The following is a 25,572-nucleotide window of genomic DNA, read 5'->3' on the forward strand; positions in this document are numbered from 1 at the left end:
CCCCCGTTCAAACAACAATCGGAGCTTCACATGGCATTTCGCCCGCGCCTTGGTATGGCCACCTTTTTCAGTCTGATCATCATTGGTCTGTTTGCCCTGGGTAACTGGATCATGGACCGGCCCGGCGCGGAGCCCGAACCCATGCAATGGCGGGCTACCTACGAGGAGCGCCTCTGGGCGCCGCTGCGTGACGGCAATCTGACTCTGGCCGATGTGGTGGCGGTAATGGGCGAGAGCGGCGAGCTATGGATGATCAGCGCCGACGGTGAGCCGCAGCTGGTTAGCCGGCATGTGATTCAGAGCGATGAAGCGGACTGGCGGATGCAGACGGTTATCAGCCTGGATGAACAGCGCATGGAAAGTCTGAAACAAGCGCAGGACTGGAAAGTCGACATGGCCGACCAATCCGTATCGCCGGCGGTCGCCGCGGCGCTGGTCGGTCAACCGGTAGAGCGCATGAGTCTGACACCGTTCCAGCCCATCGAAACCCAACGCATTATCGCCACTCTGGGTGAACCGGACATGCGCATGGAAGTCAGCGGCGACGATCAGGCCTGGGTTTACGGTCGCGCCGGCATCGTCGTAGCGGTCACCGGCGAGGAAGCCTACTCGATCATGTTTGGGCTGCGCGGCAATCGCTAAGGCATTACGCCTCGATACGATTGCGCCAGTAGCTCAGGCTCAGCCATTCGGGTAGCGGCCGGCCGGCTTCCATCTCGCGCAGATAATGCGCGCCACCCAATTGCCGGGACTGGCGCTGAATCCAGCTGGCGCGCCGCTGCACATGCGCCGGCGGGGCCGCCGCACTCCACTCCCGCGGGTTCGGCAGTACCGCAGCCAGTTGCGCCGCCTGGCGGTCTGACAGGTAACTGGCATCAATGCCAAAATGCTCCCGGGCCGCGGCCTGAACGCCAAACACGCCTTCATCCCATTCGACGATATTCAGATAGATTTCCAGAATGCGCTGCTTCGGCCAGAGTACTTCGATCCACAGCGTGAACCAGGCTTCCAGCGCCTTGCGCGGCCAGCTGCGACCTGACCAGAGAAACTGATTCTTGGCTACCTGCTGGGTCAGCGTGCTGGCGCCGCGCAGGCTGCCGCCCTGACGGTTATGCTCCACCGCCGCCTTGATCGCGTCCAGGTCAAAGCCGAAGTGCTCGGCAAATCGCTGATCTTCACCAGCAATCACCGCCATCTTCATACTCTCGGGTATGCTCTTGTAAGGCACCCACTGCCGGCGGATGTCGGTGGGGTTGTCGTCCTGGCGAAACTCGAACCAGCGCTCAACCATCAACGCCGAGCCGGGGGAGGGCACCCAGCGCAGCAGAATGACCGGTATCAGGCTTAATGCCATGAGAATGATCAGCCATTTGCTGATCTTGAGAAAGAGTGTTTTCAACATGCGGTGAGTCGTCTGGGCGGCTTGACCCGCAGTATAGAACGGAGGATTCAAGCTTGGCCAAACTATTGCTTCTACTGGCGTCATTCAGCGGCTTTACCGGCGTGGCACTGGGCGCGTTCGCCGCCCACGGCCTGCGCAGCCGTCTGCCGGAAAATCTGCTCGGCGCCTTTCAGACCGGTGTGCAGTATCAGCTCTGGCACACCGCAGCACTGATGGGTGTGGCGCTGCTGTTGCTGCGCTGGCCAGAGGCAACGCTGTTCAAGAGCGCTGGGGCGCTGATTGTGCTGGGCATGCTGCTGTTCTCCGGCAGCCTGTACGTGATGGCCCTGACCGGCGTGACCAAGCTGGGCATTATCACGCCCTTTGGCGGTGTGGCTTTCCTGCTCGGCTGGCTATGCCTGGGCATTGGTGTGTGGCGTCATCTTTAAGTGCATATCATGCCGCGTCAATTGGGCGCGGCGTGGCCACAGCGGCGCCCGTCGCGTTATAATGCGGTCTTTCCCGCACGACCACAGAGACCTTACCCATGCAGATCCAACTGAATGGCGAAGCCTGCTCCCTTGATCACCCGCTCAGTGTTACCGAGCTGCTTGAGCGAATGGGGCTGACCGGCAAGCGACTGGCCGTGGAACTGAATCTGGAGATCGTGCCGCGCAGCGAGCACGCCCAAACCCGGTTGGCCGAAGGCGACCGAGTGGAAATTGTCCAAGCCATCGGCGGCGGCTAGCCGCCCCTCGGAGACCCTCATGACAGATACCAATCAGGACGCCTTTGAAATTGCCGGCGTGCGTTACCGCTCCCGTCTGCTGGTGGGTACCGGAAAGTACAAGGATATGGACGAAACCCGCGCCGCTATCGAAGCCTCGGGCGCAGAAATCGTCACCGTAGCGATCCGCCGCAGCAATATCGGCCAGAACCCCGGCGAGCCGAATCTGCTGGATGTGATCCCGCCGGACCGTTACACCATCCTGCCGAACACCGCCGGCTGCTATACCGCCGAAGATGCGGTGCGCACCTGCCGCCTGGCGCGCGAGCTGCTGGACGGCCACAAGCTGGTCAAGCTGGAAGTACTGGCCGATCAGAAGACCCTGTTCCCCAACGTGATCGAAACCATCAAGGCCGCCGAAGTGCTGGTTAAGGACGGCTTCGACGTGATGGTCTATACCAGTGACGACCCGATCATCGCCCGCCAGTTGGCGGAGATGGGCTGCGTGGCGGTCATGCCGCTGGCCGGTTTGATCGGCTCCGGACTGGGCATCTGCAACCCCTACAACCTGCGCATCATTCTGGAAGAAGCCACAGTGCCGGTACTGGTTGATGCCGGTGTGGGTACTGCGTCTGATGCCGCCATCGCGATGGAGCTGGGTTGCGCCGGGGTGCTGATGAACTCGGCGATTGCCCACGCGCAAAAGCCGGTACTGATGGCCGAAGCGATGAAGCACGCCATTCTTGCCGGCCGCAGCGCTTACCTGGCCGGGCGCATGCCGCGCAAGCTGTACGCCACGGCATCGTCACCGCTGGAAGGCACCTTCGTCTGAACCTTTTCTCCGGCACGCTCTGATCCCGAACCAGAGCGGCCTTTGCCCGCAATCGAGCCTGACATGACCGAGAACCACGATCTGCCCGACACTGCCGACCTGCCCGAGGCCGGTGCCGAATCAAGCTTCCCGCGCCGCGCCATCCGCAGCTTCGTGATGCGCGCCGGACGCATGACCGACGCGCAGAAACGCGGCATTGACCTGGGCTGGCCGCGCTTTGGGCTGAATCTGGAAAACGGGCTGCTGAATCTGGATGCGCTGTTCGGCCGCGAAGCACCGCGCACCCTGGAAATCGGTTTCGGCATGGGCCAGTCCCTGCTGGAAATGGCCCAGGCCGCGCCCGAGCAGGACTTTATCGGGGTGGAAGTGCATCGCCCGGGTGTAGGCTCGCTGCTCAACGGCGTGCTCACCGCGAACGTCGATAATCTGCGGGTCTTCGACTGTGACGCCATCGAAGTGCTCAACCAGTGCATCCCCGACGCCAGCCTGGACCGCGTTTTGCTGTTCTTCCCCGATCCCTGGCACAAGAAGAAGCACAACAAGCGCCGCATCGTGCAACTGGCCTTTGCCGAGCAACTGCGCAGCAAGCTGAAGATTGGCGGCGTGTTCCATATGGCTACCGACTGGGAAGCCTATGCCGAACATATGCTCGAAGTGATGAGCGCAGCGCCAGGCTATCGCAATCTGGCCGAAGACGGCACCTATGTACCGCGCCCGGAAGAGCGCCCGATCACCAAGTTCGAGCGCCGTGGTGAGCGCTTGGGGCATGGGGTGTGGGATCTGAAGTTCGAGCGGGTCGAATAACCCGCCTCACCTTTACGGCTCAATCGCGATAGGGCTGCTCTGGCTGACAGGGCACGCCGACACGCAGTAAACCCCGCAAGCATTCCGGCCAGCGATCATGGATCGTCTGGAGTGCTGCTGTTATCGGTTGGCCAACAGGGCCAAGCCGACATCGACACCTCCTTCACGAGATCTTCATGACCAAGCAATACTCACTGCCCGCCACCGTTTACTTGCTGTCGTTCACCATCTTCTCGCTGGTAACTGCCGAATTCATGGTCGCGGGCATGATGCCCGCGCTGGCTGATGCGTTCTCGGTCAGCATTGCCCAGGTCGGCAACCTGATCGCTTTCTACGCCCTGGGGATGGCGCTGGGCGGGCCGCCGGTGATCATGTTGCTGTTGGTACGGCGCGTGAGTAACAAGCACGCGCTGGTGGGGTTGCTGGTGCTTTACGTTGTTGCCGCTGCGCTTGCTGCCGCCGCGCCCACCTACTCTGTGATGCTCATTGCCCGCTGCCTTATGGGCATTTCCAGCGCCGCGTGTATCGGCTTGTGCCTGACCATCTGCGCTGCTTTGGTACCGATAGACGCAAGGGGCCGCGCCATATCCGTGGTGTTGGCAGGCCTGATGCTCGCGCCCGTCGCTGGCGTGCCTTTGATGGCCTGGCTTGAACAGCACTTCGGCTGGCGCGCCAGCGGTTGGCTGATTGTGGCGATGGCGTCACTCTGCACCCTGCTGGCGGCCACTCGTATCCCGAGGGTTGAGCCGGGCAGCGAACCCGCTTTACGCCAGCAGTGGGCAACATTGAACAGGCGCAGTCTCTGGGCAGCCTACCTCACCAGCGGCCTGATCATCGGCGCCACCTTCGCCGCGTTCAGTTATTGCGCCCCAATCCTGATCGATGCGGCAGGCTTGCAACCGCGCCATCTTGCACCTTTGCTAGCGCTCTACGGTATCGCCAACCTGTTGGGTAACTATGTAGTAGGGCGTGTAGCTGACCGCTATACGATGCCCTCTCTGGGCTGGGGCCTGGCGATGCTGGTGGTGAGCTTGAGCGGCTTTGCCCTGGCCGGTGACCGGCTTTGGCTGAATATCGGCTTCTTTATCATGCTGGGTTTGACCGGCGTCGCGCTTAACCCGGCCATGGTTGCGCGTGTGATGAAGGCGGCAGAGCCAACTGCCCTGGTCAATATCCTGCATACCTCCGTGATTACGGGCGGGCTGGCAGTGGGTAGTTGGGCTGGAGGTGCGGTTATCGAAACAGGGTATGGGCTGCGCGCGCCGCTTTGGGTGGGGGCGGGGATTGCGTTCGTTGGCCTGTTGAGTCTATGGCGGCCGTTTGCAGTTCGGCGGGAAGCGGAGGTTTGTGTTTAGGTGCTTTGGCGAGTGCCTTAGTCGCTAATCTAAATTGATCTCTCCTCATTTTCGGGTGAGTGAGTAACCCCGCTTGGCCGGGCTTCCGGGGTAGGGCAGTGTTGGCTGCCAGGGCACGCCGACACGCAGCAAGTACGTCCATGTAGCTCGGCGATGGCATCCATGCCATCGACGGTCGGCTTACCCCTATCAGCCAACACTGCCTGCTGATCACCGAGCTGACTACGGGCAGATCAAAACAATTGATGGCAGGCGCTACATCAGTATCGATAAATCCTGGTATCCACCTATTAATCCAAATACCAGCGTTGCTCATCTCTATCGTTAGGTATAGCATCTGTTTACAAAGTAAACGAAGTAAGCGTCTACGACGTAGGGGGTCATGATGGCTTCGCCTGTTGTTTCATTTCGACTCGAAGAAGAGCTAGTAGCCCAATTGGATGCCCTAGCTGAAGCGACCGATCGCGATCGCCTGTATCACGTAAAGCGTGCAATGGCTCAATACCTTGAGACCGAATCCTGGCACGTCAAAGCGATTGAGGTCGGCATCGCCGCTGCGGATGCAGGCGAGCTGACAGACCTGGAAGTTGTGAAGGCCAAATGGATGACCCGTGCCGAACAAAATCGTACTGACTGATCCAGCGCAAGCTGATCTGGAAGACATCTTTACTTACTACGCCCCTTTGATAGGGGAGCGGAAAGCGCACGATCTGATCCTCTCCCTTCTATCCCAACTGGATCCTCTTCTCGCGCAGCCTGGCTTGGGAAGACCCTCCCAGTCACCCGGAGTTCGTGAGCTGGTGTTTCTCCAGCCACCGTATGTAGCGCCTTATCGTGTGGTGGGTAACGCTGTGCAGGTTCTGCGCTTTCTACATCAGCGGCAGGAACGGCCTGAGTATTGGTAGCTTGTTGGCTTGTTGCCAAAGTGCATTAGAGCAGAAGAAAAGACCTGACCCTGGATTTTCGCTTCTGTGGCTTCGGGGGTAGGTCAGCGTTGGCTGACAGGGCACGCCGACACGCAGCAAGTACGTCCGTGTAGCTCGGCGATGGCATCCATGCCATCGACGGTCGGCTTACCCCTATCAGCCAACACTGCCTCCTGCTCTAGGGTTGGCTGGGACAATTCTAAAACCCGTGGTGTGTTATGGCCTCCCGCCATCCGAATTGTCGTCTCGGCCTAACGGGACTGCCTTTATATTCAACCGCCAAACGATTATTGCTGCTATGTTGCTCTATAGGCAAAAAATCAGTGAGCAACACTGATCCAAAGGATTTATCTCAGCAACAGGGAAGTAACCTATGGCTTTTAGCGACTACTGGAATGGTCCTGCGCATCGGCAGCGGGCGGATGATCTGGATATCCAGCTCACGGAACTTCAGGCGCGCCATGCGCAGCTACTAGCGCTAAACAAGAAGATCGGTGCGATGGATGTGCTCGAAATCCAGGAACTGATCGAGCAAGAGAAAACCCGTCTCGCGGCTGTTCGCAATCAGATTCAGCGCGCCGAGCAGGACAAAGCCAGCCTTGAGCAACGCTCTTCTGACCTTCAGGCGCAGATTCTCGTGTGGGAGGAGACGCTGCTCCTTGAAAGCTTCGCGCTCTATGAGCCGAAGTTCAAGCTCAATGCCAGCACTGAATACAAATCGCGACTGGACAAAGTGCGTGAGCGCCAGAAGGCGATGATCAAGAACGGCGAAGCCTCTACCGGCAATATGGCTTGGTCCGTCAACGGCAGCAACGCTCAAGGGCGCAAGCTCGTTAACGACATGATCAAGCTGGTTATCCGGTCGTTCAACAACGAGGCTGACTACTGCGTGGACAATGTTAAGTTCAATAACATAGAGCTTGGCGAGAAACGTATTCTCAAATCCTTTGAGGCGTGCAACCGCCTCGGCAAGGTTATGAGCGTCGAGCTATCGCGCCAATATTTGAAGCTCAAGCTTGATGAGCTGCACCTTGCCCATGAGTTTCAACTCAAGAAGCAGGAAGAAAAGGAAGAGGCGAAGCGGGCCCGCGAAGAGCTACGCGAGCAACAGAAGCTTGAGCAAGAGATCCGCGCCGCTCGGGAAAAAATCGCCAAGGAGCGTAAGCACTTCGATACTGCGTTGCGAGATCTCCTGGCACGCCTGGAGAGAGTTCAGACCGAAGAGGAGCGAGTTGCTCTTACGTCAAAGCTAGCTGAGATTGAGGCAGGCCGAGCGGAGCTTGAAGGAGAGGAGAAGCTCATTGACTATCGCGAGCAAAACGCGAAGGCCGGTTATGTCTATGTCATATCGAATGTTGGGGCATTCGGGAAGGACGTCTACAAGATCGGTATGACTCGCCGGCTGGAGCCAATGGACCGCATCTCGGAGTTGGGTGATGCTTCGGTGCCGTTTTGGTTTGACGTACATGCGATGGTTTTCTCTGACAACGCTCCCACGCTTGAAGCGAAGCTGCACGAACGCTTTGCCGCAGGTCGCCTTAATAAAGTGAACGGGCGCAAGGAGTTTTTTCGTGCAGACATTGCTGAGATCGAGTCGGTAATTAGGGAAAACTACGACGCTGTTGTCGAGGTCACCCACGAAGCGCCAGCTGAGCAGTATCGTGAAAGCCTCCGCATGGCGATGCCTGCGGAAACTATTCAGCAATCAGAAAGGACAGCGGCAGCAAGCTAGAATCCTCGGGAAATGAGCTTCAGGTCTCTAGCGCTTGTCATACTGCCATGGTCCAGAGCCTAGGAATTTATTTCAGACTCCAGTATCTTATCTAAACACCAAAAACTGTAACGAGTAACGTTATAATTATTGTACAAGGGTGGGCCACAGGGGCTTCGGGCTGGCCTTGACGTTGAACTTTTGGATGGTCTGGCTTCTCGAAGTATTGACAAATTCGGTTGTGTAGTTCCACGACAGGGCGGCAGCATGGAAAAGCAACGCTTAAAAATAAATTTACCGCCAATTCGAGACGACGCATCCGGCTATAAATATTTGAGCAAATTATCTGACCAATTAATCTCAAATCCGCAGCACTTTTATACCTTTGACTTCTCTAAATGTTCCACTATGAGCCATAATGGTTTGGCGGTGATAGGAGGGGTATGTAATTATCTTAAGCGACACGAATTGCAAACTCCCTTTTTTAGTATGTTTTCTGATAAGAAGATTGGATTCAGTCTTGATGGAATGAGTCCTAGACTTCAGTCGCGGCTCCAGGAACTTGGATTTTGGAATTATGTACAGCCGGACCATGGTGTCGTTGGTGGTAATGATTATATCGGGTATCGAGAGCACGAAGAAGTGCTTAAAGACTTTGAGATAATTAATCATTTGCAAGATAGCTGGTTAACAAACGAAAAACTTTCGCTTAGCACTAGCCTTAAGAACGAAATCGTCAGTAGTATTTATGAAATTTTTGTGAATGCTTATGGTCATGGGCTAAAAGAAAACTTAAACAATCAGAGCGTAATATCTTGTGGCTATTATGAGGCGAAAGAGAAGCGCTTATCATTGTCCGTGCTTGATTTTGGTGGGGGTGTAGTTCGGTCTGTGCAAAAGTGCTTTCCTAATGTAGCAAAAGAAGAAGCGTTTCGTTGGGCATTGGAAGTAGGTAATTCGACAAGGACTGATAGTCCCGCTGACATACCACGGGGTTTAGGCTTCGGTTTGCTCAAAGACTTTATTCTAGTAAATGGTGGCGTGCTGAGGGTATGCAGTGACGGCTATATGGCCACAGTGTCGGACAACGGTTCATATGTTACACAAAGCATGCCGGGTCATTTCTTTGGTACGCTAGTTAGCATAACTGTTAATTGTGACGGTAAGCATTATAAGTTGAGGTCAGAAGTTGCTAGTGCCCCATCTTACTTTTAAGGAGACAAGCACATGGTTACTATAAACGTAAAAGAAATGGTAGGTGCTAATGCCATTTCAATGAATTCTGGACAAAAAATTAAAAGCGAGATAAACAAGTTGTGGGAAAAAGAGGACACGATTAGTGTGAATTTCGAAGGGATAGACGTTTTCGCGTCTCCTTTTTTTAATGCAAGTATTGGAGCTTTGTTGAAAGATAAAACTATTGAGCAGCTCCAAGGTAAATTGAAATTTATAAATATTTCGGATCATGGGCGCAGGCTTCTGAATTTGGTTATACAGAATGCAATTAAATTCTATTCAGATAGCTCAGATAATACAAAAAATGGTCTCGACCAAGCTCATAAGGATATGTGATGTTGCGCGACATTAAAAATGTGTCTCCCGGGAAAGGGGAGTTGTTTTTTGTTGACACGAATGTCTGGTATTGGATGACTTACTTCGCATCAAAATCCTTCGTTCCCAAAGGGCCGAAGCAGTATCAAATAGAAAATTATCCGAACTTCATTGAGCAGGCAGTCAATAACAAAGCGGTTTTATATTATTCGCCACTTATGCTCATTGAGCTCACCAGTCTTATCGAGCGTGCTGAGTTTGAAATTTTTAAGGCGTTTAAGAATGATCAAAACTTTTCTTTCAAGCGTTTTCGAAATGACCAGCATCAACGTAAAGTCGTGATTGATGAGCTGCATTTAGCTTGGGAACAGGTGAGGCAGCTGGCGATAGAGCTTCCTGCCAAAATTGGTGATGATTTGGAGTGTAAAGTCCTAGATTATCTAAGAAATTTTAATATAGATGGATACGATAGTCTTTATTACTATTTTATGAAGCAAAATAATATAGTTAATATTATTACAGATGATAAAGATTTCCGCGGTCTTGATGGAATAGAGCTTTACAGCTGTTTTGAGAGATAAAAGGAACCTGTTTGTAGTTAGAGTCTTGCTCTAAGCTTTGGTGGTAAGGCCTTAATAGTGAAGGACTGCTGATGCACCTCCAGATACACGCAATTAACTGTTGCCCATTCCAGCATTACTGCACAGATCCAAAAGAGCAATATTGATGCTAGTAGAAGTAGCATCTCTATAGCCGAATTGGAGCTTTCCCATATCCATACTGCTAAGGTTACCGCGGTCATCACCGCGAGGGTCGTAATGCACACTGAACGGCACGCTTCAACTGGAGAACGTAGGAACTTGATAGCTTTGCTGTCAGAAGGCCAGCCGAAAATAGACTAATGCAGAAGCAACAGATGGCTGAGCCAAGTAGAATGGCAAGTGTACATAGCGACACCCTCAGAGATTATGCGCATCAGTATTTCAGAGAGCTGTGGAGCTGGAAAGAACGTGGCTATAGTGCCGATGACAAATGAAAAAATAGCAAAAAATGGAAATATCGACAGGTCATGGAGTATGTGAGATTTGACTATTTAAGTTGTCTTAGAAAGTCTGGCATTAACAGTCGTCTCTTTAGGAATGCGGTTAAATTTTCGGACACCAGAGCAGGTGTTTGGGAAAAAAGCCATTGTAAGCTTCTGGGAGTATCAGAACCTGTAAAAAGGGATCTGTTTATTAGTTGTAAATGGCGGTACTGACCAAAAGCGGCTGCACCAATCTCTCCAAAACCATCACCCTTTTTTTAACACCATCCACCCCAACAATACCCCCACATACGCATTCATAACACAGCTGGTCCCCGTGACCGGTCAGTTCTAAACTGGTCGGCATCTGATCAACAGGGAGCACCCTCATGTCTTACGAAACACTCGATTACCAGATCAAGGACGGCATCCTTACCCTGACACTGAACCGCCCCGACCGTATGAACGCCTTTAACGCTGCCATGTGCCGCGAACTGATCGCGGCTTTTGACGCGGCTGATGCCGATGACAAGGTGCGCGTGATCATCATGACCGGTGCCGGCAAGGCGTTTTGTGCGGGTGCGGATCTTGAGAAGGGCGGCGATACCTTTAACCGGCACAAGCGTCAGAGTGAGCCTGAGGGTGACACGCTGCGCGATGGGGGCGGTACCGTTTCTCTGCGGATCTATGAATGCACCAAGCCGGTGATTGGTGCCTTTAACGGCGCGGCGGTGGGTGTAGGCGCGACCATGACGTTGCCGATGGATATTCGTATGGCGTCGACCAAGGCGCGGTTCGGGTTTGTGTTTGCGCGTCGTGGTATCACTATGGAAGCCTGCTCCAGCTGGTTCCTGCCGCGTCTGGTCGGGCCTATGCAGGCTGCGGAGTGGGTGTATACCGGTCGTGTGTTTGATGCTGAGGAAGCGTTAAAGGGCGGGTTGATTCGCAGTATTCATGAGCCGGACGAGTTGCTGCCGGCGGCTTATGCGTTGGCGCGTGAAATTGCTGACAACACTTCTGGCATGTCTGCGCTGCTTAACCGTCAGTTGTTGTGGCGCATGATGGCGGCGGATCATCCGATGGAAGCGCACAAGGTCGATTCGCGGGCGATTGCCTTTATGGGCGAGTCGGCGGATGCCCAGGAGGGTGTGCAGTCCTTCCTGGAAAAGCGTCCGCCGCAGTTCAAGCTCAGCCCAAGCAAGGATCGCCCGGCGTTCTATCCCTGGTGGGATGAGCGGCCCTTCAAGTAATTCCCCTTCCGCTGTGCAAACAATCGTTTGCACTTGCGCGCTTCGAGCAGGTCAATGTGAATGTTACTCTTGTAACCCTTTCCATTGACCTGCCCGGGAGCTATTACCATGAGTCGCCATTTTGAATCCGCTGTCGGACTCTGCGAGAACCGCGATCCGGCTACCGAAGGTTTTGTATTCAACCAGACCATGCTGCGCATCAAGTCGCCGGAAGCGACGCTGGATTTCTATACCCGCATCATGGGCATGACGCTGGTGAAGAAGCTGGATTTTGAAGAGATGAAGTTCAGCCTCTATTTCCTCGCTGCTATCGATACCCATGAGCTGGTGGACTGGTCGCACGATAATCGCGAGCGCCTGGTGCAGACTTTTGGCCGCCCGGCGATGCTGGAGTTGACGCATAACTGGGGCACGGAAGACGATGCCGATTTCAGTTACCACAACGGCAATGACGAGCCCAAGGGCTTTGGGCATATCGGCTTCGCCGTGCCGGATCTGGAGGCGGCCTGCGCGCGATTTGAGGAGCTGGGAGTCAGCTTCGTCAAACGCCCGCAGGATGGCAAGATGAAGAATATTGCCTTTATCCGCGATCCGGATGGTTACTGGATCGAGCTGTTCACGCCGGGCGATCTGCCTGACGTGCTGGGCTGATCTTCAGACCAGCAACTTCTCCAGTGCTGCGCGCGGCCCTTCGGGGATCGCGCAGGAGCGGTTGCTGGCGCGTTCAACAAATACATGCACGAAGCGACCTGCGGCGCAGGCTTCTTCGACACCTGCCTTGAACACCGCCAATTCATAATGCACGGAGCTGTTGCCGAGCTTGGCGACGCGCACGCCAATTTCGATGGCTTCAGGAAAAGCGATGGGGGCGAAGTAGTCGCAGCCGGAGCTCACGACGAAGGCGATCTGTTCGCCCTGATGAATATCCAGCCCGCCCTGTTCGATCAGCCAACTGTTTACCGCGCTGTCGAAGTAGTTGTAATACACCACGTTGTTTACATGCCCGTACACGTCATTGTCGTGCCAGCGGGTGGTGATGGGGTGCAGGTGGGGGTAGTCGCTGCGTGTTTGTTTAGTTGTCATCATTTTCTCGATATGCACGATGCGCGAAATAGGCATTGGGAGATTGCGGATTATTAGGGTGCGCGTGTGCTGCCTTGACTGCCCCCGGTCGCAGACACGCTACAAGCACATCCATGTGGGCTCGGCGATGCTGATCCGACCGCCACGGATGGCGGAAGTGTCGAAAATGCAGGAGCGTTTTTCGACCAGGGCGTCGACGGTCTGCAACCGGGGGCAGTCAAGACAGCAGCCTAGCGACTAGTGTCGGCCGCGTTTCTATCTGATCAGTACACTTTGCGATAAATCGCCAGCGCATCCGCCTCAGTCAATTCCCGTGGGTTATTAACAAGCAGGCGTTGTTGCAGCATCGCGTCCTTGGCCAGTTGCGGTAGCATGTCTTCCGGCACACCAGCGTCACGCAAGCGTGTCGGCAGTTTGCAGCGCGGGCTCAGGTCTGACAGTTCCGCGACCAGTTGCTCGGTCAGGCTGGCAGCGTTGCCGGCTTTGAGGTTCTTGACCAGTAGCGGTGCGAGTTCGGCATACAGGTGCTCGGCGGCGGAGGCGTTGAATTCGATTACTGCGGGCAAAACCAGCGCATTGGACAGGCCATGGGGAATATGGAAATGCCCGCCCAGCGGATAGGCCAGGGCGTGTACGGCCGCGACCGGGGCGTTGGCGAAGGCCTGGCCGGCCAGCAGGGCGCCGAGCAGCATGCCCTGGCGCGCTTCGCGGTTGCTGCCGTTGTGCACGGCTTCATCGAGGTTGGCGGCGAGCAGACGCAGGGCTTCGCGGGCGAGCATGTCCGATAGCGGATTCTTTTTGACCTTGCTGGTGTAGGCCTCGATGGCGTGCACCATGGCATCAATACCGGTGGCGGCGGTGACGGCTGGGGGCAGGCCGAGGGTCAGGTCGGCGTCCAGCAGGGCCATGTCTGGCAGCAGGATCGGCGAGACCACGCCCATCTTGGTGGTTTCACCGGTGGTGATGATGGATATCTGCGTGACTTCCGAGCCGGTGCCGGCGGTGGTGGGCACCTGAATCAGCGGCAAGCGCTGGCCCTTGGCATTGCCAACGCCGTAGATATCAGCCAGCTGTTGTTGGCAGCCGGGGTGGGCGAGAAAGGCGACCAGCTTGGCCACGTCCATGGAGCTGCCGCCGCCGAAACCGACGACCAGATCAGCCTGCATGGCACGGCCCTGTTCTACTGCGGCCATCACCACTGATTCTGGCGGATCTGCCTGTACGTCATCAAAAATTTCTACAGCCATGCCGATTTTGGCAAAGCCGGGGAGGATGTCGTTGAGCATGCCCAGTTTGGTGATGCCCGGATCGGTCACGATCATCACACGATTGGCACCGCGCTCCTTGCAGAGTTCGGCCAGGCGGATGGCCGAACCGGACTCGCAAAGAATCTGGGCGGTGGTGGCAAACAGAAAGGGAGACATGGGCACCTCTATAAATGAGACAGTTTGCGATACTGTATGGGGGTGGAGGCCAAGCTGCAAGTTTCAAGCTACAAGCGGCAAGCTTGATTCAAAAGCCAAACCCTTCGCGGCGGGGCCGCCGCTCCCACCAGCGAGGTTTGGGCGCTCCCTCCCGGTAGGAGCGGCGGCCCCGCCGCGAACAGGGTTAGCTTGCCGCTTGAAGCTTGGGGCTGCTTTTAAAGAAACATTTCCAGCAGATCATTGAGAAACAGCCGACCGCGCTCGGTGGGGCGCAGCTGTTGGTCCCAGGGTTCGAGCAGACCTTTGCGCACGGCTTCATTGAGCTGTGGCGCGATCGCTTCAAGCGACTGGCCAGTACGTGCCAGGTAATAAGCGGTAGGCACGCCGTCGCTGAGGCGCAGGGCGTTCATCAGGAAGTCGAAGGGCAGGTCTGCGGCGGCGATGACTTTGCGGCCGGCGCAATAGTCCTTGGCGGCGTCCAGATAATCTCTGGGCAGACGTGTTTTCCAGTAGCGTTCGACGCGGCCATCGGGGTGGGTCAGCTTGCCGTGCGCGCCGGCGCCGATGCCGAGAAAGTCGCCGTATTGCCAGTAATTCAGGTTGTGCCGCGCCTGTCGGCCTGGCTGCGCATAGGCGGAAATTTCGTATTGTGCCAGCCCGGCTTCAGCCAGCCTGGCCTGACCGGCTTCCTGAATGGCCCACAGGGTGTCTTCCACCGGCAGAATCGGCGGCTTGCTGTAAAACACAGTGTTGGGTTCCAGCGTCAGCTGATACCAGGACAGATGCTCCGGGCCCAGGTCGATGGCCTGGTTGATGTCGGCTAGCGCGTCGTCCAGGGATTGATCCGGCAGGCCGTGCATCAGGTCCAGATTCAGATTGTCGAACCCGGCCTTGCGCGCCATGGCCACGGCGGCTAGGGCTTCCTTGTCGTCGTGGATACGGCCCAGCGCTTTCAGGTGTTTGGCGTTGAAGCTCTGGATGCCGATCGACAGGCGATTGATGCCTGCTGCGCGGTAACCGGCAAACTTGACCTGCTCGAAGGTACCGGGGTTGGCTTCCAGGGTGATTTCGATATCAGTGGCGAAGTTGAGGCGGTTAGCCATGGCATCCAGCAGGCGACCGAGGCTTTCTGCGGAAAACAGGCTGGGCGTGCCGCCACCAAAGAAGATCGAGGTCAGTTCGCGGCCCTGCGCGTTAGGCAGATCCAGTTCCAGATCGGCAATCAACGCGTCGATATACTCGGCTTCAGGCAAGCCCTGTTCACTGACGTGCGAGTTGAAGTCGCAATAAGGGCATTTGCGTACGCACCAGGGGATGTGGATGTAGGCCGCCAGGGGCGGCAGCTTGAAGCTTGAAGCTTGAAGCTTGAAGCGTTCCGTGTGAGTTTGAGCTTCCAGCTTTCGGCTTCCAGCTTCCAGCTCGCTCACGCCAACCCCAACCGCACGCGCAATTGCGCCATGGCCTTGCCCCGATGACTCAAGCGATTCTTCTCTGCCGGGCTGAGTTCGGCGCTGGAGCAGTTGGCTTCGGGCACCCAGAACAAGGGATCGTAGCCGAAACCGTGCTCGCCACGGGCTGAATGCAGAATACTGCCGTGCCACACGCCTTCACAGATGATCGGCGTCGGGTCTTCGGCGTGCATCATCAGCACCAGCGCGGAAATAAAGCGTGCGCCGCGTTGTTCGGGTGGTAACCCTTCGAGCGCTTGCAGGAGCTTGGCATTGTTGGCTGCGTCGCCGCCGGTACCGGCATAGCGTGCGGAATAGATGCCGGGTGCGCCGGCCAGGGCGTCCACGGCGATCCCCGAGTCGTCCGCCAGTGCGGGCAAGCCCGAGGCTCGGCAGGCGTGGCGGGCCTTGATGATGGCGTTCTCGACAAAGCTGAGCCCGTCTTCGACGGCTTCTTCGGCTACAAACTGGCTTTGGGGCAACACGGTGACCTGTTCGCCAAGCATGGCTTGCAGCTCCTTGAGCTTGCCGGCGTTGCCGCTGGCCAGAACTAGCTGCTGGAAGGGTAGGCGTGCATCACTCATCGGGGAAGAACTCCTGCTGGAAGCGCAGGGTTTGCGTGGTGCCGCCGGTGCTGGGGCGGACTTCCACTTCAAAGCGCAACAATCCGCGCTGGGTAGAGGTGTAATTGGCAACGAAGTAGATCGAGTCATCTTCTTGCAGGCGGATAAACTGCAGTGGGGATTTCTGCCCCAGCAGGCTAGTTACACTGCCGGTCAGCAGTGCATCGACTGCGACCGGGCCATCGGCGGTTTGGCGCTGCACGGCGATGTTGACCACGCCATGGTTGGGGCCACGGGTCAGGCCGGTGGTGGAGGCAATATCCGGCTGCAGATAGCTGCTGTTGAAGGTGTTGTAGTACACCAGCATGTCGCCAAAACGCTGTGGGCTGGTTTGCTGGGCGTGAGCCAGAGCAGGCAGTAACAGCAGGCTCAAAAGCAAAGCGCGGAACATCATGAATCTCCTATAAAGGCCAAAGGGCCTAGCGGGTAACCCGATAAATGGCGATCTCGCCCAACAGGTTCGGCCACAGGCCGCTGAGCACACCGCTGCGATGGGTCTGATCAACCACCAGGCGGTCAAGGATGCGAATCGAGCGTTCGCGACACAGCGCTTCGAAATCCTTGAAGGTGCAGAAGTGAATGTTGGGCGTGTTGTACCAAGTGTAGGGCATGAACTCGCTCACGGGCATGCGACCCTTTGTACCCAGATATAAACGGCAGCGCCAATGGGCGAAGTTGGGGAAGGTCAGGATCGCTTCGCGGCCGATGCGCAGCATCTCTTCCAGCACCTGATCGGGGTAGTGCACGGCCTGCAGCGCCTGAGTCATCAACACGCTGTCGAAGGTATTGTCGCCAAAATTGCTCAGGCCGGTGTCCAGGTTCTGTTCGATCACGTTGACGCCGTTGTCGATACAGGCGTTGATCTTCTCCGGGTCGATTTCCAGACCGTAGCCGGTGACCTTGCGCTGCTCGGACAGGTAGCGCAGCAGTTCGCCGTCGCCACAGCCCAGATCGAGCAGGCGGCTGCCGGGCTTGATCCACTCCTGAATGATTTCCAGATCCGCGCGCATAGTCATGCATCCACCTCGATACGGTTCATGTACGCCTGCAGGGCCTGCACGTAGCGGGGAATCGGCAGCAGGAAGGCGTCGTGGCCCTGGGCCGCTTCGATTTCCAGGTAGCTGACCTGCTTGCGTGCGGCGAGCAGGGCGTCGACCAGTTCACGTGAACGGGCCGGCGAGAAGCGCCAGTCGGTGGTGAAGGACATGACCATGCAGCGCGCCTGAATACCTTCCAGAGCTTTCGCCAGGTTGCCGCCATGGGCACCGGCGGGGTCGAAGTAATCCAGCGCCTTGGTCATCAGCAGATAGGTGTTGGCGTCAAAGCGCTCGGAGAACTCCTGACCCTGATAGCGCAGGTAGCTTTCCACCTGGAACTCGACGCTGGTGAAGTCGTAGTTGAGCACATCGGTACGCAGCTCGCGGCCGAATTTCTCGCCCATGGAATCGTCGGACAGGTAGGTGATATGCCCGACCATGCGCGCTAGCATCAGCCCGCGTTTGGGAATCACACCGAAGGCCGCGTAATCGCCGTTGTGGAAATCCGGATCGGTAATGATCGCCTGGCGTGCCACTTCATTGAAGGCGATGTTCTGCGCCGAGAGTTTCGGCGCGGTGGCAATTGCCAGGCAGTGGCGAATGCGTGCCGGGTAGCTGATCGCCCATTGCAGCGCCTGCATGCCGCCGAGGCTGCCACCGACCACAGCGGCCCAGGCGTCGATGCCCAACTGGTCGGCCAACAGCGCCTGGCTGTGTACCCAGTCTTCCACGGTCAGTACCGGGAAGCTGGCGCCATAGGCTTTGCCGGTGGCCGGGTTGATGCTGGAGGGGCCGGTGGAGCCGTGGCAGCCGCCGAGGTTGTTCAGGCTGACAACGAAGAAACGGTTGGTGTCGATCGCCTTGCCCGGTCCGATGCAGGCATCCCACCAGCCGGGCTTGCGCTCGTCGGCGCTATGGAAGCCAGCGGCATGATGGTGACCGGACAGCGCATGGCAGATCAGCAGCGCATTACTGCGGCTGGCATTCAGTTGACCGTAGGTTTCATACACCAGCTCGAACTGTTCCAGCGACTTGCCGCAGGCGAGTTTCAACGGCTCGTTGAAGCTAAGGCGCTGGGGTGTTACCAGTCCGACGGAGTCGGCAGGGAATGTCGACATGAATAGGCAGTTCCTTTGTAGGTTGGCGGTGGCCAGCCAGGGGCGGTGCCAACAATCGAGGCGCCAGTCTAAAGAGCGCCATCGCTGGACGCAATATTTCCCGGCGGGGCTATCTCCAACCCCTCTGGCAACCGCTTGGGCGCCTGGATAAGAACGCGTTTCTGCCGGCTCTGCTGGCCGCTGAGCAGGCTGACCTGCTGCTTGCTGACGGCAAATTCGTCAGCCAGAAAGGCCAGCAGCAACAGATTGGCCTTGCCATCAACCGGTGGTGCGCTGATGCGGATTTTCAGCCGCTCGCCGTGCTGCCCGGCAAAGCCCAGGGTCTTGGCGCTGGGCTGCAGGTGGCAATCCAGAATCAGGTCGGCGCCGCGCCACTGGTAGAAAGGCATCGCCGGCTCAGATCGCCAGCGTCAGCCCGCGCGGCATGCCGGTGGCGGCGGCGATATTGGCGATGATCAGCATGTCGAACAGGCGCAGCGCGATAAAACCAAAGATCGGCGACAGATCCAGCCCGCCCATCGACGGCAGAATCTTGCGGATCGGCGCTAGTACCGGTTCGCACAGCTGGTGCACCAGCAGCGCGGCGGGGTTGCTGCTGGTCGGCGCGACCCAGGACAGAATCACGCTGATGATCAGGGCGAAGAAGAAGATCTTCAGGAACAGCGCGGTCAGCGCGACCATCGACCAGACCAGCAATTGCAGCACGTTCGGCAGCGCATAGCCCATCAGCTTGATGATCACGGTCATCAGCAGCATCTGCAAGATCAGCGCCAGCACCAGCGAGGCGAAGTCGATACCGCCAAAGCCGGGAATGATGCGACGCAGCGGCATCAGCAACGGCTTGGTGGCGCGCACGATAAACTGCGATACCGGGTTGTAGAAGTCGGCCTTGACCAGTTGCAGCACAAAGCGCAGCAACACGATAAGCAGGTACAAACTGCCGAGGGTCTGGACGATATAGATGGCGGCCATATTAAGGCTGTTCATGCGGTTTCCTCAGGCTAGTTCTTTGGTCATTTCGGCGGCGCGTGCGGCAGCGGCCTGCATGGCACGCGCGACGATCGCAGGTAGGTCATCGTCGGCAAAGCTGTTGATCGCGCGCTCGGTGGTGCCGCCGGGCGAGCAGACGCGGCGGCGCAGTTCGGCGGCGTCCACGTCACTGTGCACGGCCATGTCGGCGGCGCCCAGTGCAGTAAACAGCGTCAGGCGCTCGGCGGTGTCACGCGGCAGCCCAAGCTGCTCGCCAGCGGCGGTCATGGCTTCCATCATGTAGAAGAAGTAGGCCGGGCCGCTGCCGGATACCGCGGTGACCGCATCGATCAGCTCTTCGCGCTCCAGCCACAGGCTGATGCCCACGGCGTTGAGGATAGCTTCGGTCTGTTGCTTCTGCGTTTCACTAACCTGGGCATTGGCGAACAGGCCGCTGACACCCTGGCGGCGCAGCGATGGCGTGTTGGGCATGCAACGCACGATAGCGGTGCCTTCGCCTAGCCAGTTCTCCAGGCTGGCGCAGCTGATGCCCGCCGCGATGGAGACAATCAACTGGCCGGCTTTGCGCTGGGCCGGCAGGGCGCGGCAGACTGCCTGCATCACCTGCGGCTTGACCGCCAGTACCAGCACGTCGCATTCAGCGGCGAGCAGGTCGTTGTCGGTGGTGGTACGAATGCCAAATTGCTTGCCCAGCCGCTCGACCTGCTCGGCGGTGCGATCGCTGGCCAGAATCTGGCTGGCCTTGATGTTCTGCTGCAGCATGCCGCCAATCAGGCTGGTAGCCATATTGCCGGCGCCGATGAATCCGATGGTCGGAGTGCTCATGGGGTTTATCCTTGCGCGGATGGGGGTGGAGTGGGGGTGCGCTCGCCAAACAGCGCGGTACCAATACGTACTTGCGTGGCGCCTTCCTGAACCGCTTCGGTCAGGTCATCGCTCATGCCCATGGACAGGGTATCCAACGGCAAAGGCAGGGCCTCAAGGGCTTCGCGCAGCGCCTTCAAGGACGCGCGACGGCCGTCGCTGTCCTGGGCCGGTGCGGGTATGGCCATCAGCCCACGCAGCTTGATGTTGGGCAGTTCGGCGACTTCCGCCGCCAGCGCCGCCAGCTCTTCCGGCATGACGCCGGACTTGCTTGGCTCACGGCTGATATTCACCTGTAAACAGATGTTCAGCGGCGGGAGCTCAGCGGGGCGTTGCTCGGACAGGCGGCGGGCTATTTTCAGCCGGTCCACGCCATGCACCCAGTCGAAGTGTTCGGCGATGGATTTGGTCTTGTTCGACTGAATGGGACCGATGAAATGCCAGGTCAGCGGCAGGTCTGCCAACTGCGCTTGTTTATCCAGTGCTTCCTGCAGATAATTTTCGCCCACATGGGTGATGCCGGCAGCCCAGGCGTCACGGATCGCGCTGGCTGGACGGGTTTTGCTGACCGCCACCAGCGTCACCTCCTGGGGATTTCGTCCGGCACCGACTGCAGAACGCTGAATACGCTCATGAACGTTTGCAATATTCTCTGCTATCGTAGACATTACGGACATTAATACCTGCCAATCTAATAAAATCTTCTGGCATTCTACATGCTTGCTGGTTGTTATGGGGAACCCTATGGATATTACCGAGCTGTTAGCCTTCAGCGCCAAACAGGGCGCGTCGGACTTGCACCTGTCGGCCGGACTGCCGCCCATGATTCGTGTCGATGGCGACGTACGCCGCATCAACGTACCGGCCATGGATCACAAAATGGTTCATGGTCTGATCTACGACATCATGAACGACAAGCAGCGCAAGGATTTTGAAGAATTCCTCGAAACCGACTTCTCCTTTGAAGTGCCCGGTGTGGCGCGCTTCCGGGTTAACGCGTTCAACCAGAATCGTGGCGCCGGTGCGGTATTCCGTACCATCCCCTCGAAGGTCCTGAGCATGGACGATCTGGGCATGGGCGACGTGTTCAAGAAGATTTCCGATGTGCCGCGTGGTCTGGTGCTGGTCACCGGCCCGACTGGTTCGGGCAAGTCCACCACGCTGGCGGCGATGCTCGATTACCTGAACAACACCAAATACCAGCACGTACTGACCATCGAAGACCCGATCGAATTCGTGCATGAATCGAAAAAGTGTCTGGTCAACCAGCGTGAAGTGCACCGCGATACGCTCGGCTTTGCTGAAGCCCTGCGCTCGGCACTGCGGGAAGACCCGGACATCATCCTGGTCGGTGAGATGCGTGACCTGGAAACCATCCGCCTGGCACTGACCGCCGCGGAAACCGGTCACCTGGTTTTCGGCACCCTGCACACCACCTCTGCGGCCAAGACCATCGACCGGGTGGTTGACGTGTTCCCGGCCGAAGAAAAATCCATGGTGCGTTCGATGTTGTCCGAGTCGCTGACGGCGGTGGTCTCGCAAACGCTACTGAAGAAGATCGGCGGCGGCCGGGTCGCGGCACACGAGATCATGATCGGCACGCCGGCGATCCGTAACCTGATTCGTGAAGACAAGGTTGCGCAGATGTATTCCGCTATTCAGACCGGTGGCAACATCGGCATGCAGACGCTGGATATGTGCCTCAAGGGCCTGGTTGCCAAGGGCCTGGTTACCAAGGAAAGTGCGCGCGAGAAAGCCAAGAATACCGACAGTTTCTAAAGCGCGGCCATTACAGCGATGCAGGCATAAATGCCTGCGCCCGGAAGTGAGAAGAGGCACATCATGGAGTTCGAGAAATTATTGCGGCTGATGGTCGAGAAGGGTGCTTCTGACCTGTTCATCACCGCCGGCGTGGCCCCGAGCATGAAGGTCAACGGCAAGATTTTGCCCGTGACCAAGACGCCTCTTTCACCGGAGCAGACGCGCGAAACCGTCCTGGGTGTGATGACCGAATCCCAGCGCCGTGAATTCGCCGAGAAGCGCGAGTGCAACTTCGCCATCAGTGCGCGCGGTATTGGCCGTTTCCGGGTCAGCTCTTTCTACCAGCGCAACCTGGTGGGCATGGTGCTGCGACGCATTGAAGTGAACATTCCGAGCATGGAAGATCTGCGCCTGCCGGAGATACTCAAGAAGTTGGCGATGACCAAGCGCGGTCTGGTGATTTTTGTCGGTGCAACCGGTACCGGTAAATCCACCTCGCTGGCGTCTATGATCGGTTACCGCAACAAGAACTCCAGCGGTCACATCATCACCATCGAAGACCCGATCGAATTTATCCACCAGCATCAGAACTGCATCGTTACCCAGCGCGAGGTCGGCATTGATACCGATTCCTTCGAGATAGCGCTGAAGAACACCCTGCGCCAGGCGCCGGACGTGATTCTGATCGGTGAGGTGCGGACCAAGGAAACCATGGATCACGCCGTGGCTTTCGCCGAGACTGGCCACCTGTGTCTGGCGACGCTGCACGCCAACAACGCCAACCAGGCGCTGGATCGCATTATTCACTTCTTCCCGACGGATATGCATCAGCAGGTGTGGATGGATCTGTCGCTGAATCTCAAGGCGATTGTTGCCCAGCAACTGATTCCGACACCGGATGGCAAGGGGCGTCGTGCCGCAATCGAAGTACTGCTCAACACGCCGCTTGCTGCCGACATGATTCGCAAGGGTGAGGTACATGAGCTCAAGCCATTGATGGCACGCTCTACCGAGCTCGGCATGCAGACCTTCGACCAGGCGCTTTACCGCCTCTACAGCCAGGGCGAAATCACCTATGAAGATGCGCTGGCGCATGCCGACTCGGCCAACGATCTGCGCCTGCTGATCAAACTGGGCTCGGAAACCGACGGCAAGCAGTTGATGATGGGCGGCAAGAACGATTTTGCCCTGGAAGAGGACGTAGACGATCACCGCCGATAAGCGGGAGATTTGTTGTCAGTACCGCCGCTGATGCGTTTCCGCTAGACGTGACATTCTCGGCGTAGCACCTTCTCAAATAGCCCTCTGGCCGAATGTTCGGCCTGAGGGCCAGCGAATCCCCTTTATGTTGTCGCTCAGGCCTGATAAACCAACTTGCCATTGCTGATGGTGTGCGTGACCTTGCACGGTGCGCCCTTGCCGATAAAGGGGCAGTTGGCGCCCTTGGACAGCCAGTTGTGACCAATCAGGCTGGCGGCCACCGGGTCGAACAGGGTGATGTCCGCGCGTCCGTGCAGGCTGATGCTGCCTGCTGGCAAATTTAGCGCGGCGGCGGGGCCGCAGGTTAGTCGTGAGAGCAGCGCAGGAAGCTCCAGCAGGCCGTCGGCCACCAAGGTCAGAGCTAGCGGCAGGAGAATTTCCACGCTGCTGATACCCGGCGCGGAAGCGGCAAAGGGCACACGCTTGGCTTCCTGCTCGTGGGGCTGATGGTGCGAGGCAATGGCTTGTACCACGCCACTTTGCACCGCCTGGCGCAAGGCATGGCGATCCTGCTTGCTGCGCAGCGGCGGCTGCACGTGCAGCAGGCTGGAAAAGCCTTCCAGATCCTCATCGCACAGCAGTAATTGATACATGGCGACGTCAGCGCTGACGCGCAGGCCGCGGGCCTGGGCATCAGCGAGCATATCCATCGCCCGGGCACTGGTCAGGCCACTGAAATGTGCCTGCACGCCGGTCTGCTCGACCAGCAGCAGGTCGCGGGCCAGGGCTACCGTTTCCGCGGTTTCCGGAATACCTACCAGGCCCATCCGTGCAGCAGTGGCGCCTTCGTGGGCGCTGCCGCCCTCGGCAATATCCGGATCCTGGGGCATGAATACCACGGGCAGATCAAAGCCGGCCGCGTATTCCAGTGCGCGGCGCAGAATGCGGTTGCTCTTCATCGACGCCAGGCCCTGGGTAAAGGCCACGCAGCCTACATCGCGCAGGGCTACCAGTTCACTCAGGTGCTCGCCATCCAGCCCGCGGGTCAGTGCGCCAAAGGGGAAAACGCGAACCTGACCGGCTTGTTCGGCGCGGTCCAGAATCAGCTCGGCGACGGCGGGGGTATCCAGCACCGGCAAAGTGTCGGGCAGGCTGCACAGGCTGGTCACACCACCGGCGGCGGCGGCGCGGGTTTCGCTGTCGATGGTGCCTTTGCGGGTGCGACCGGGCTCACGCAGGCTGACATTCAAGTCCACCAGGCCGGGACTGGCGATCAGTCCGCGAGCGTCGATGCGTTGATTGGCGCTGAAGCCTTCCGGGGCCTCGCCGATGCCGACGATGTGGCCTGCGGCGATGTGCAGATCGGTGATCTGGTCAAACTGGCTGGCCGGGTCGATGACCCGGGCGCCTTCAATGGTCAATCGCATGCTGGGGTTTCCTGACCTGATTTCCTGGCCTGTTCGGCTAACAGGATTTCCTGATTGTGCTGGCGCTGGGCGTTCTGTCCGGTCATGGCCATGGACATCACGGCCATGCGCACGGCGATGCCGTAGGTGACCTGATTGAGGATCACCGATTGGGCGCCGTCGGCCACTTCGGATTCAATCTCCACGCCGCGGTTGATCGGCCCGGGGTGCATGACCAGTGCATCCGGCTTGGCCAGCGCCAGGGTTTCCCGGGTCAGGCCGTAGAGCCGGTAGTATTCGCCCTCGCTCGGCAGCAAGCCGCTTTGCATGCGCTCCTTCTGCAAACGCAGCATGATCACCACATCCACATCGCGCAGGCCGACGCGCAGATCGTTGAACACGCGCACGCCGTACTGATCGATGCCGGCCGGCAGCAGCGTCCGCGGGGCGATCACGCGAATGTCCGGACAGCCGAGGGTCTGCAGTGCCTGCATGTTCGAGCGGGCCACGCGTGAATGCAGAATATCGCCGACAATCGCCACCGACAGCTTGGTGAAATCGCCGCGGTGCCGGCGAATGGTCAGCATGTCGAGCATCGCCTGGGTCGGGTGCGCGTGGTTGCCGTCACCGGCGTTGATGATCGCCACATCCGGGCACACATGGCCAGCGATGAAATGTGCCGCGCCCGAGTCGCCGTGGCGGACCACAAACATGTCGGCGGCCATCGCCTCCAGGTTGCGCAGGGTGTCGTAGAGCGTTTCACCCTTGCTGGTCGAGGAGGTTTGAATGTTCAGGTTCAGCACGTCGGCCGACAGCCGCTTGGCCGCCAGCTCGAAGGTGGTGCGAGTGCGCGTCGAGTTCTCGAAGAATACGTTGCAGACGGTCTTGCCGCGCAGCAGCGGGACCTTCTTGACTGCCCGTTCGCCCACTTCAAGAAAGGAGTCGGCAGTGTCCAGCAGCTCGGTGAGCAGCTCGCGGGACAGGCCTTCGATAGTCAGAAAGTGTCGCAGCTGACCCTGGAAATTGAGTTGCAGATGGCTTGATGGAGTACTCATGG

Annotated in this window: 30 protein-coding genes; 16 read left to right on the plus strand and 14 right to left on the minus strand. The window is 57.9% G+C overall.

From position 1 onward, the window contains the following. The first annotated feature begins 30 nt into the window (after positions 1-30). Positions 31-642 (plus strand): hypothetical protein, encoded by a 612-nt coding sequence (locus EAO82_RS02835; RefSeq protein ID WP_096346950.1) that lies wholly within the window; start codon positions 31-33, stop codon positions 640-642. 4 nt (positions 643-646) lie between these two features. Here EAO82_RS02835 and mtgA read toward each other — a convergent pair whose 3' ends face one another. Further along, complete coding sequence (gene mtgA, locus EAO82_RS02840) at positions 647-1,402, minus strand: monofunctional biosynthetic peptidoglycan transglycosylase (RefSeq protein WP_096346949.1); 756 nt, start codon at positions 1,400-1,402, stop codon at positions 647-649. A 53-nt stretch (positions 1,403-1,455) separates the two neighbouring features. On the opposite strand from mtgA, the gene EAO82_RS02845 reads away from it, so the two are divergent. The 13 genes from EAO82_RS02845 to gloA all read left to right on the plus strand — a co-directional run bounded on the left by EAO82_RS02845 (position 1,456) and on the right by gloA (position 12,212). After that, positions 1,456-1,830, plus strand: coding sequence for a DUF423 domain-containing protein (locus tag EAO82_RS02845; RefSeq protein ID WP_096346948.1), 375 nt, complete (start codon positions 1,456-1,458; stop codon positions 1,828-1,830). Positions 1,831-1,928: 98 nt separating this feature from the next. After that, complete coding sequence (gene thiS / locus EAO82_RS02850; RefSeq protein WP_096346947.1) at positions 1,929-2,129, plus strand: sulfur carrier protein ThiS; 201 nt, start codon at positions 1,929-1,931, stop codon at positions 2,127-2,129. Between the two features lie 19 nt (positions 2,130-2,148). After that, positions 2,149-2,940: a thiazole synthase gene (locus EAO82_RS02855; RefSeq protein WP_096346946.1), complete on the plus strand. Its 792-nt coding sequence runs from the start codon at positions 2,149-2,151 to the stop codon at positions 2,938-2,940. 156 nt (positions 2,941-3,096) lie between these two features. Next, a complete protein-coding gene (gene trmB / locus EAO82_RS02860) occupies positions 3,097-3,744 on the plus strand; it encodes a tRNA (guanosine(46)-N7)-methyltransferase TrmB (RefSeq protein ID WP_231703394.1) in 648 nt (215 codons plus the stop codon). A 176-nt stretch (positions 3,745-3,920) separates the two neighbouring features. Further along, a complete protein-coding gene (locus EAO82_RS02865) occupies positions 3,921-5,099 on the plus strand; it encodes an MFS transporter (RefSeq protein WP_096346944.1) in 1,179 nt (392 codons plus the stop codon). 385 nt (positions 5,100-5,484) lie between these two features. After that, complete coding sequence (locus EAO82_RS02870) at positions 5,485-5,736, plus strand: CopG family ribbon-helix-helix protein (protein ID WP_096346943.1); 252 nt, start codon at positions 5,485-5,487, stop codon at positions 5,734-5,736. Next, the gene (locus EAO82_RS02875; RefSeq protein ID WP_096346942.1) at positions 5,711-6,004 is read left to right on the plus strand and encodes a type II toxin-antitoxin system RelE/ParE family toxin; all 294 of its coding nucleotides are present in this window, start codon (positions 5,711-5,713) and stop codon (positions 6,002-6,004) included. The genes EAO82_RS02870 and EAO82_RS02875 overlap by 26 nt, the downstream gene beginning before the upstream one ends. Before the next feature lie 394 nt (positions 6,005-6,398). Next, a complete protein-coding gene (locus EAO82_RS02880) occupies positions 6,399-7,757 on the plus strand; it encodes a DUF4041 domain-containing protein (protein ID WP_096346941.1) in 1,359 nt (452 codons plus the stop codon). Positions 7,758-8,003: 246 nt separating this feature from the next. Beyond that, a complete protein-coding gene (locus tag EAO82_RS02885) occupies positions 8,004-8,951 on the plus strand; it encodes a hypothetical protein (protein WP_096346940.1) in 948 nt (315 codons plus the stop codon). Positions 8,952-8,963: 12 nt separating this feature from the next. Then, on the plus strand, positions 8,964-9,308 hold the full coding sequence (locus tag EAO82_RS02890) for an STAS-like domain-containing protein (protein WP_096346939.1): 345 nt from the start codon (positions 8,964-8,966) through the stop codon (positions 9,306-9,308). After that, complete coding sequence (locus tag EAO82_RS02895) at positions 9,308-9,868, plus strand: PIN domain-containing protein (protein ID WP_096346938.1); 561 nt, start codon at positions 9,308-9,310, stop codon at positions 9,866-9,868. The genes EAO82_RS02890 and EAO82_RS02895 overlap by 1 nt, the downstream gene beginning before the upstream one ends. A gap of 832 nt (positions 9,869-10,700) precedes the next feature. Next, positions 10,701-11,561, plus strand: coding sequence for a crotonase/enoyl-CoA hydratase family protein (locus EAO82_RS02900; RefSeq protein ID WP_096346937.1), 861 nt, complete (start codon positions 10,701-10,703; stop codon positions 11,559-11,561). A 108-nt stretch (positions 11,562-11,669) separates the two neighbouring features. After that, the gene (gene gloA / locus EAO82_RS02905; protein WP_096346936.1) at positions 11,670-12,212 is read left to right on the plus strand and encodes a lactoylglutathione lyase; all 543 of its coding nucleotides are present in this window, start codon (positions 11,670-11,672) and stop codon (positions 12,210-12,212) included. 3 nt (positions 12,213-12,215) lie between these two features. Here the strand turns inward: gloA and EAO82_RS02910 are convergent, their stop codons facing one another. The 11 genes from EAO82_RS02910 to EAO82_RS02960 form a co-directional block, all read right to left on the minus strand. Then, positions 12,216-12,644, minus strand: coding sequence for an acyl-CoA thioesterase (locus EAO82_RS02910; protein WP_096346979.1), 429 nt, complete (start codon positions 12,642-12,644; stop codon positions 12,216-12,218). 263 nt (positions 12,645-12,907) lie between these two features. Next, complete coding sequence (locus tag EAO82_RS02915) at positions 12,908-14,068, minus strand: iron-containing alcohol dehydrogenase (protein ID WP_096346935.1); 1,161 nt, start codon at positions 14,066-14,068, stop codon at positions 12,908-12,910. A 215-nt stretch (positions 14,069-14,283) separates the two neighbouring features. Then, on the minus strand, positions 14,284-15,465 hold the full coding sequence (gene hemW / locus EAO82_RS02920) for a radical SAM family heme chaperone HemW (RefSeq protein WP_096346659.1): 1,182 nt from the start codon (positions 15,463-15,465) through the stop codon (positions 14,284-14,286). A 26-nt stretch (positions 15,466-15,491) separates the two neighbouring features. Beyond that, on the minus strand, positions 15,492-16,100 hold the full coding sequence (gene rdgB / locus EAO82_RS02925; RefSeq protein ID WP_096346582.1) for an RdgB/HAM1 family non-canonical purine NTP pyrophosphatase: 609 nt from the start codon (positions 16,098-16,100) through the stop codon (positions 15,492-15,494). Beyond that, a complete protein-coding gene (locus EAO82_RS02930; RefSeq protein ID WP_096346583.1) occupies positions 16,093-16,533 on the minus strand; it encodes a DUF4426 domain-containing protein in 441 nt (146 codons plus the stop codon). The genes rdgB and EAO82_RS02930 overlap by 8 nt, the downstream gene beginning before the upstream one ends. A 25-nt stretch (positions 16,534-16,558) precedes the next feature. Further along, positions 16,559-17,149: a methionine biosynthesis protein MetW gene (gene metW, locus EAO82_RS02935; RefSeq protein WP_096346584.1), complete on the minus strand. Its 591-nt coding sequence runs from the start codon at positions 17,147-17,149 to the stop codon at positions 16,559-16,561. A gap of 2 nt (positions 17,150-17,151) precedes the next feature. Beyond that, positions 17,152-18,294 carry a homoserine O-succinyltransferase MetX gene (locus EAO82_RS02940; protein WP_096346585.1) on the minus strand — a complete coding sequence of 381 codons (1,143 nt, stop codon included), beginning with the start codon at positions 18,292-18,294 and terminating at the stop codon, positions 17,152-17,154. A 68-nt stretch (positions 18,295-18,362) separates the two neighbouring features. Then, positions 18,363-18,683: a DUF167 family protein gene (locus EAO82_RS02945; RefSeq protein WP_096346586.1), complete on the minus strand. Its 321-nt coding sequence runs from the start codon at positions 18,681-18,683 to the stop codon at positions 18,363-18,365. Between the two features lie 7 nt (positions 18,684-18,690). After that, positions 18,691-19,281, minus strand: a complete 591-nt coding sequence (locus EAO82_RS02950) for a YggT family protein (protein WP_096346587.1) — start codon at positions 19,279-19,281, stop codon at positions 18,691-18,693. Positions 19,282-19,290: 9 nt separating this feature from the next. Beyond that, positions 19,291-20,109, minus strand: coding sequence for a pyrroline-5-carboxylate reductase (gene proC, locus EAO82_RS02955; protein ID WP_096346588.1), 819 nt, complete (start codon positions 20,107-20,109; stop codon positions 19,291-19,293). 5 nt (positions 20,110-20,114) lie between these two features. After that, on the minus strand, positions 20,115-20,816 hold the full coding sequence (locus tag EAO82_RS02960; RefSeq protein WP_096346589.1) for a YggS family pyridoxal phosphate-dependent enzyme: 702 nt from the start codon (positions 20,814-20,816) through the stop codon (positions 20,115-20,117). Positions 20,817-20,892: 76 nt separating this feature from the next. Here EAO82_RS02960 and EAO82_RS02965 point away from each other — a divergent pair, with 76 nt between their 5' ends. Together EAO82_RS02965 and EAO82_RS02970 are read left to right on the plus strand one after the other, a co-directional pair. Continuing rightward, positions 20,893-21,927 carry a type IV pilus twitching motility protein PilT gene (locus EAO82_RS02965; protein ID WP_096346590.1) on the plus strand — a complete coding sequence of 345 codons (1,035 nt, stop codon included), beginning with the start codon at positions 20,893-20,895 and terminating at the stop codon, positions 21,925-21,927. Between the two features lie 63 nt (positions 21,928-21,990). Continuing rightward, the gene (locus tag EAO82_RS02970) at positions 21,991-23,130 is read left to right on the plus strand and encodes a PilT/PilU family type 4a pilus ATPase (RefSeq protein WP_096346591.1); all 1,140 of its coding nucleotides are present in this window, start codon (positions 21,991-21,993) and stop codon (positions 23,128-23,130) included. Positions 23,131-23,264: 134 nt separating this feature from the next. On the opposite strand, the gene EAO82_RS02975 is transcribed toward EAO82_RS02970, so the two are convergent. Next, positions 23,265-24,536 (minus strand): dihydroorotase, encoded by a 1,272-nt coding sequence (locus EAO82_RS02975; protein WP_096346592.1) that lies wholly within the window; start codon positions 24,534-24,536, stop codon positions 23,265-23,267. Continuing rightward, the gene (locus EAO82_RS02980) at positions 24,527-25,570 is read right to left on the minus strand and encodes an aspartate carbamoyltransferase catalytic subunit (RefSeq protein ID WP_096346593.1); all 1,044 of its coding nucleotides are present in this window, start codon (positions 25,568-25,570) and stop codon (positions 24,527-24,529) included. Before EAO82_RS02980 ends, EAO82_RS02975 begins: the two co-directional genes overlap by 10 nt. Positions 25,571-25,572 lie beyond the last annotated feature (2 nt).

This window comes from Halopseudomonas pelagia (genome assembly GCF_009497895.1).
GTDB lineage: Bacteria > Pseudomonadota > Gammaproteobacteria > Pseudomonadales > Pseudomonadaceae > Halopseudomonas > Halopseudomonas pelagia_A.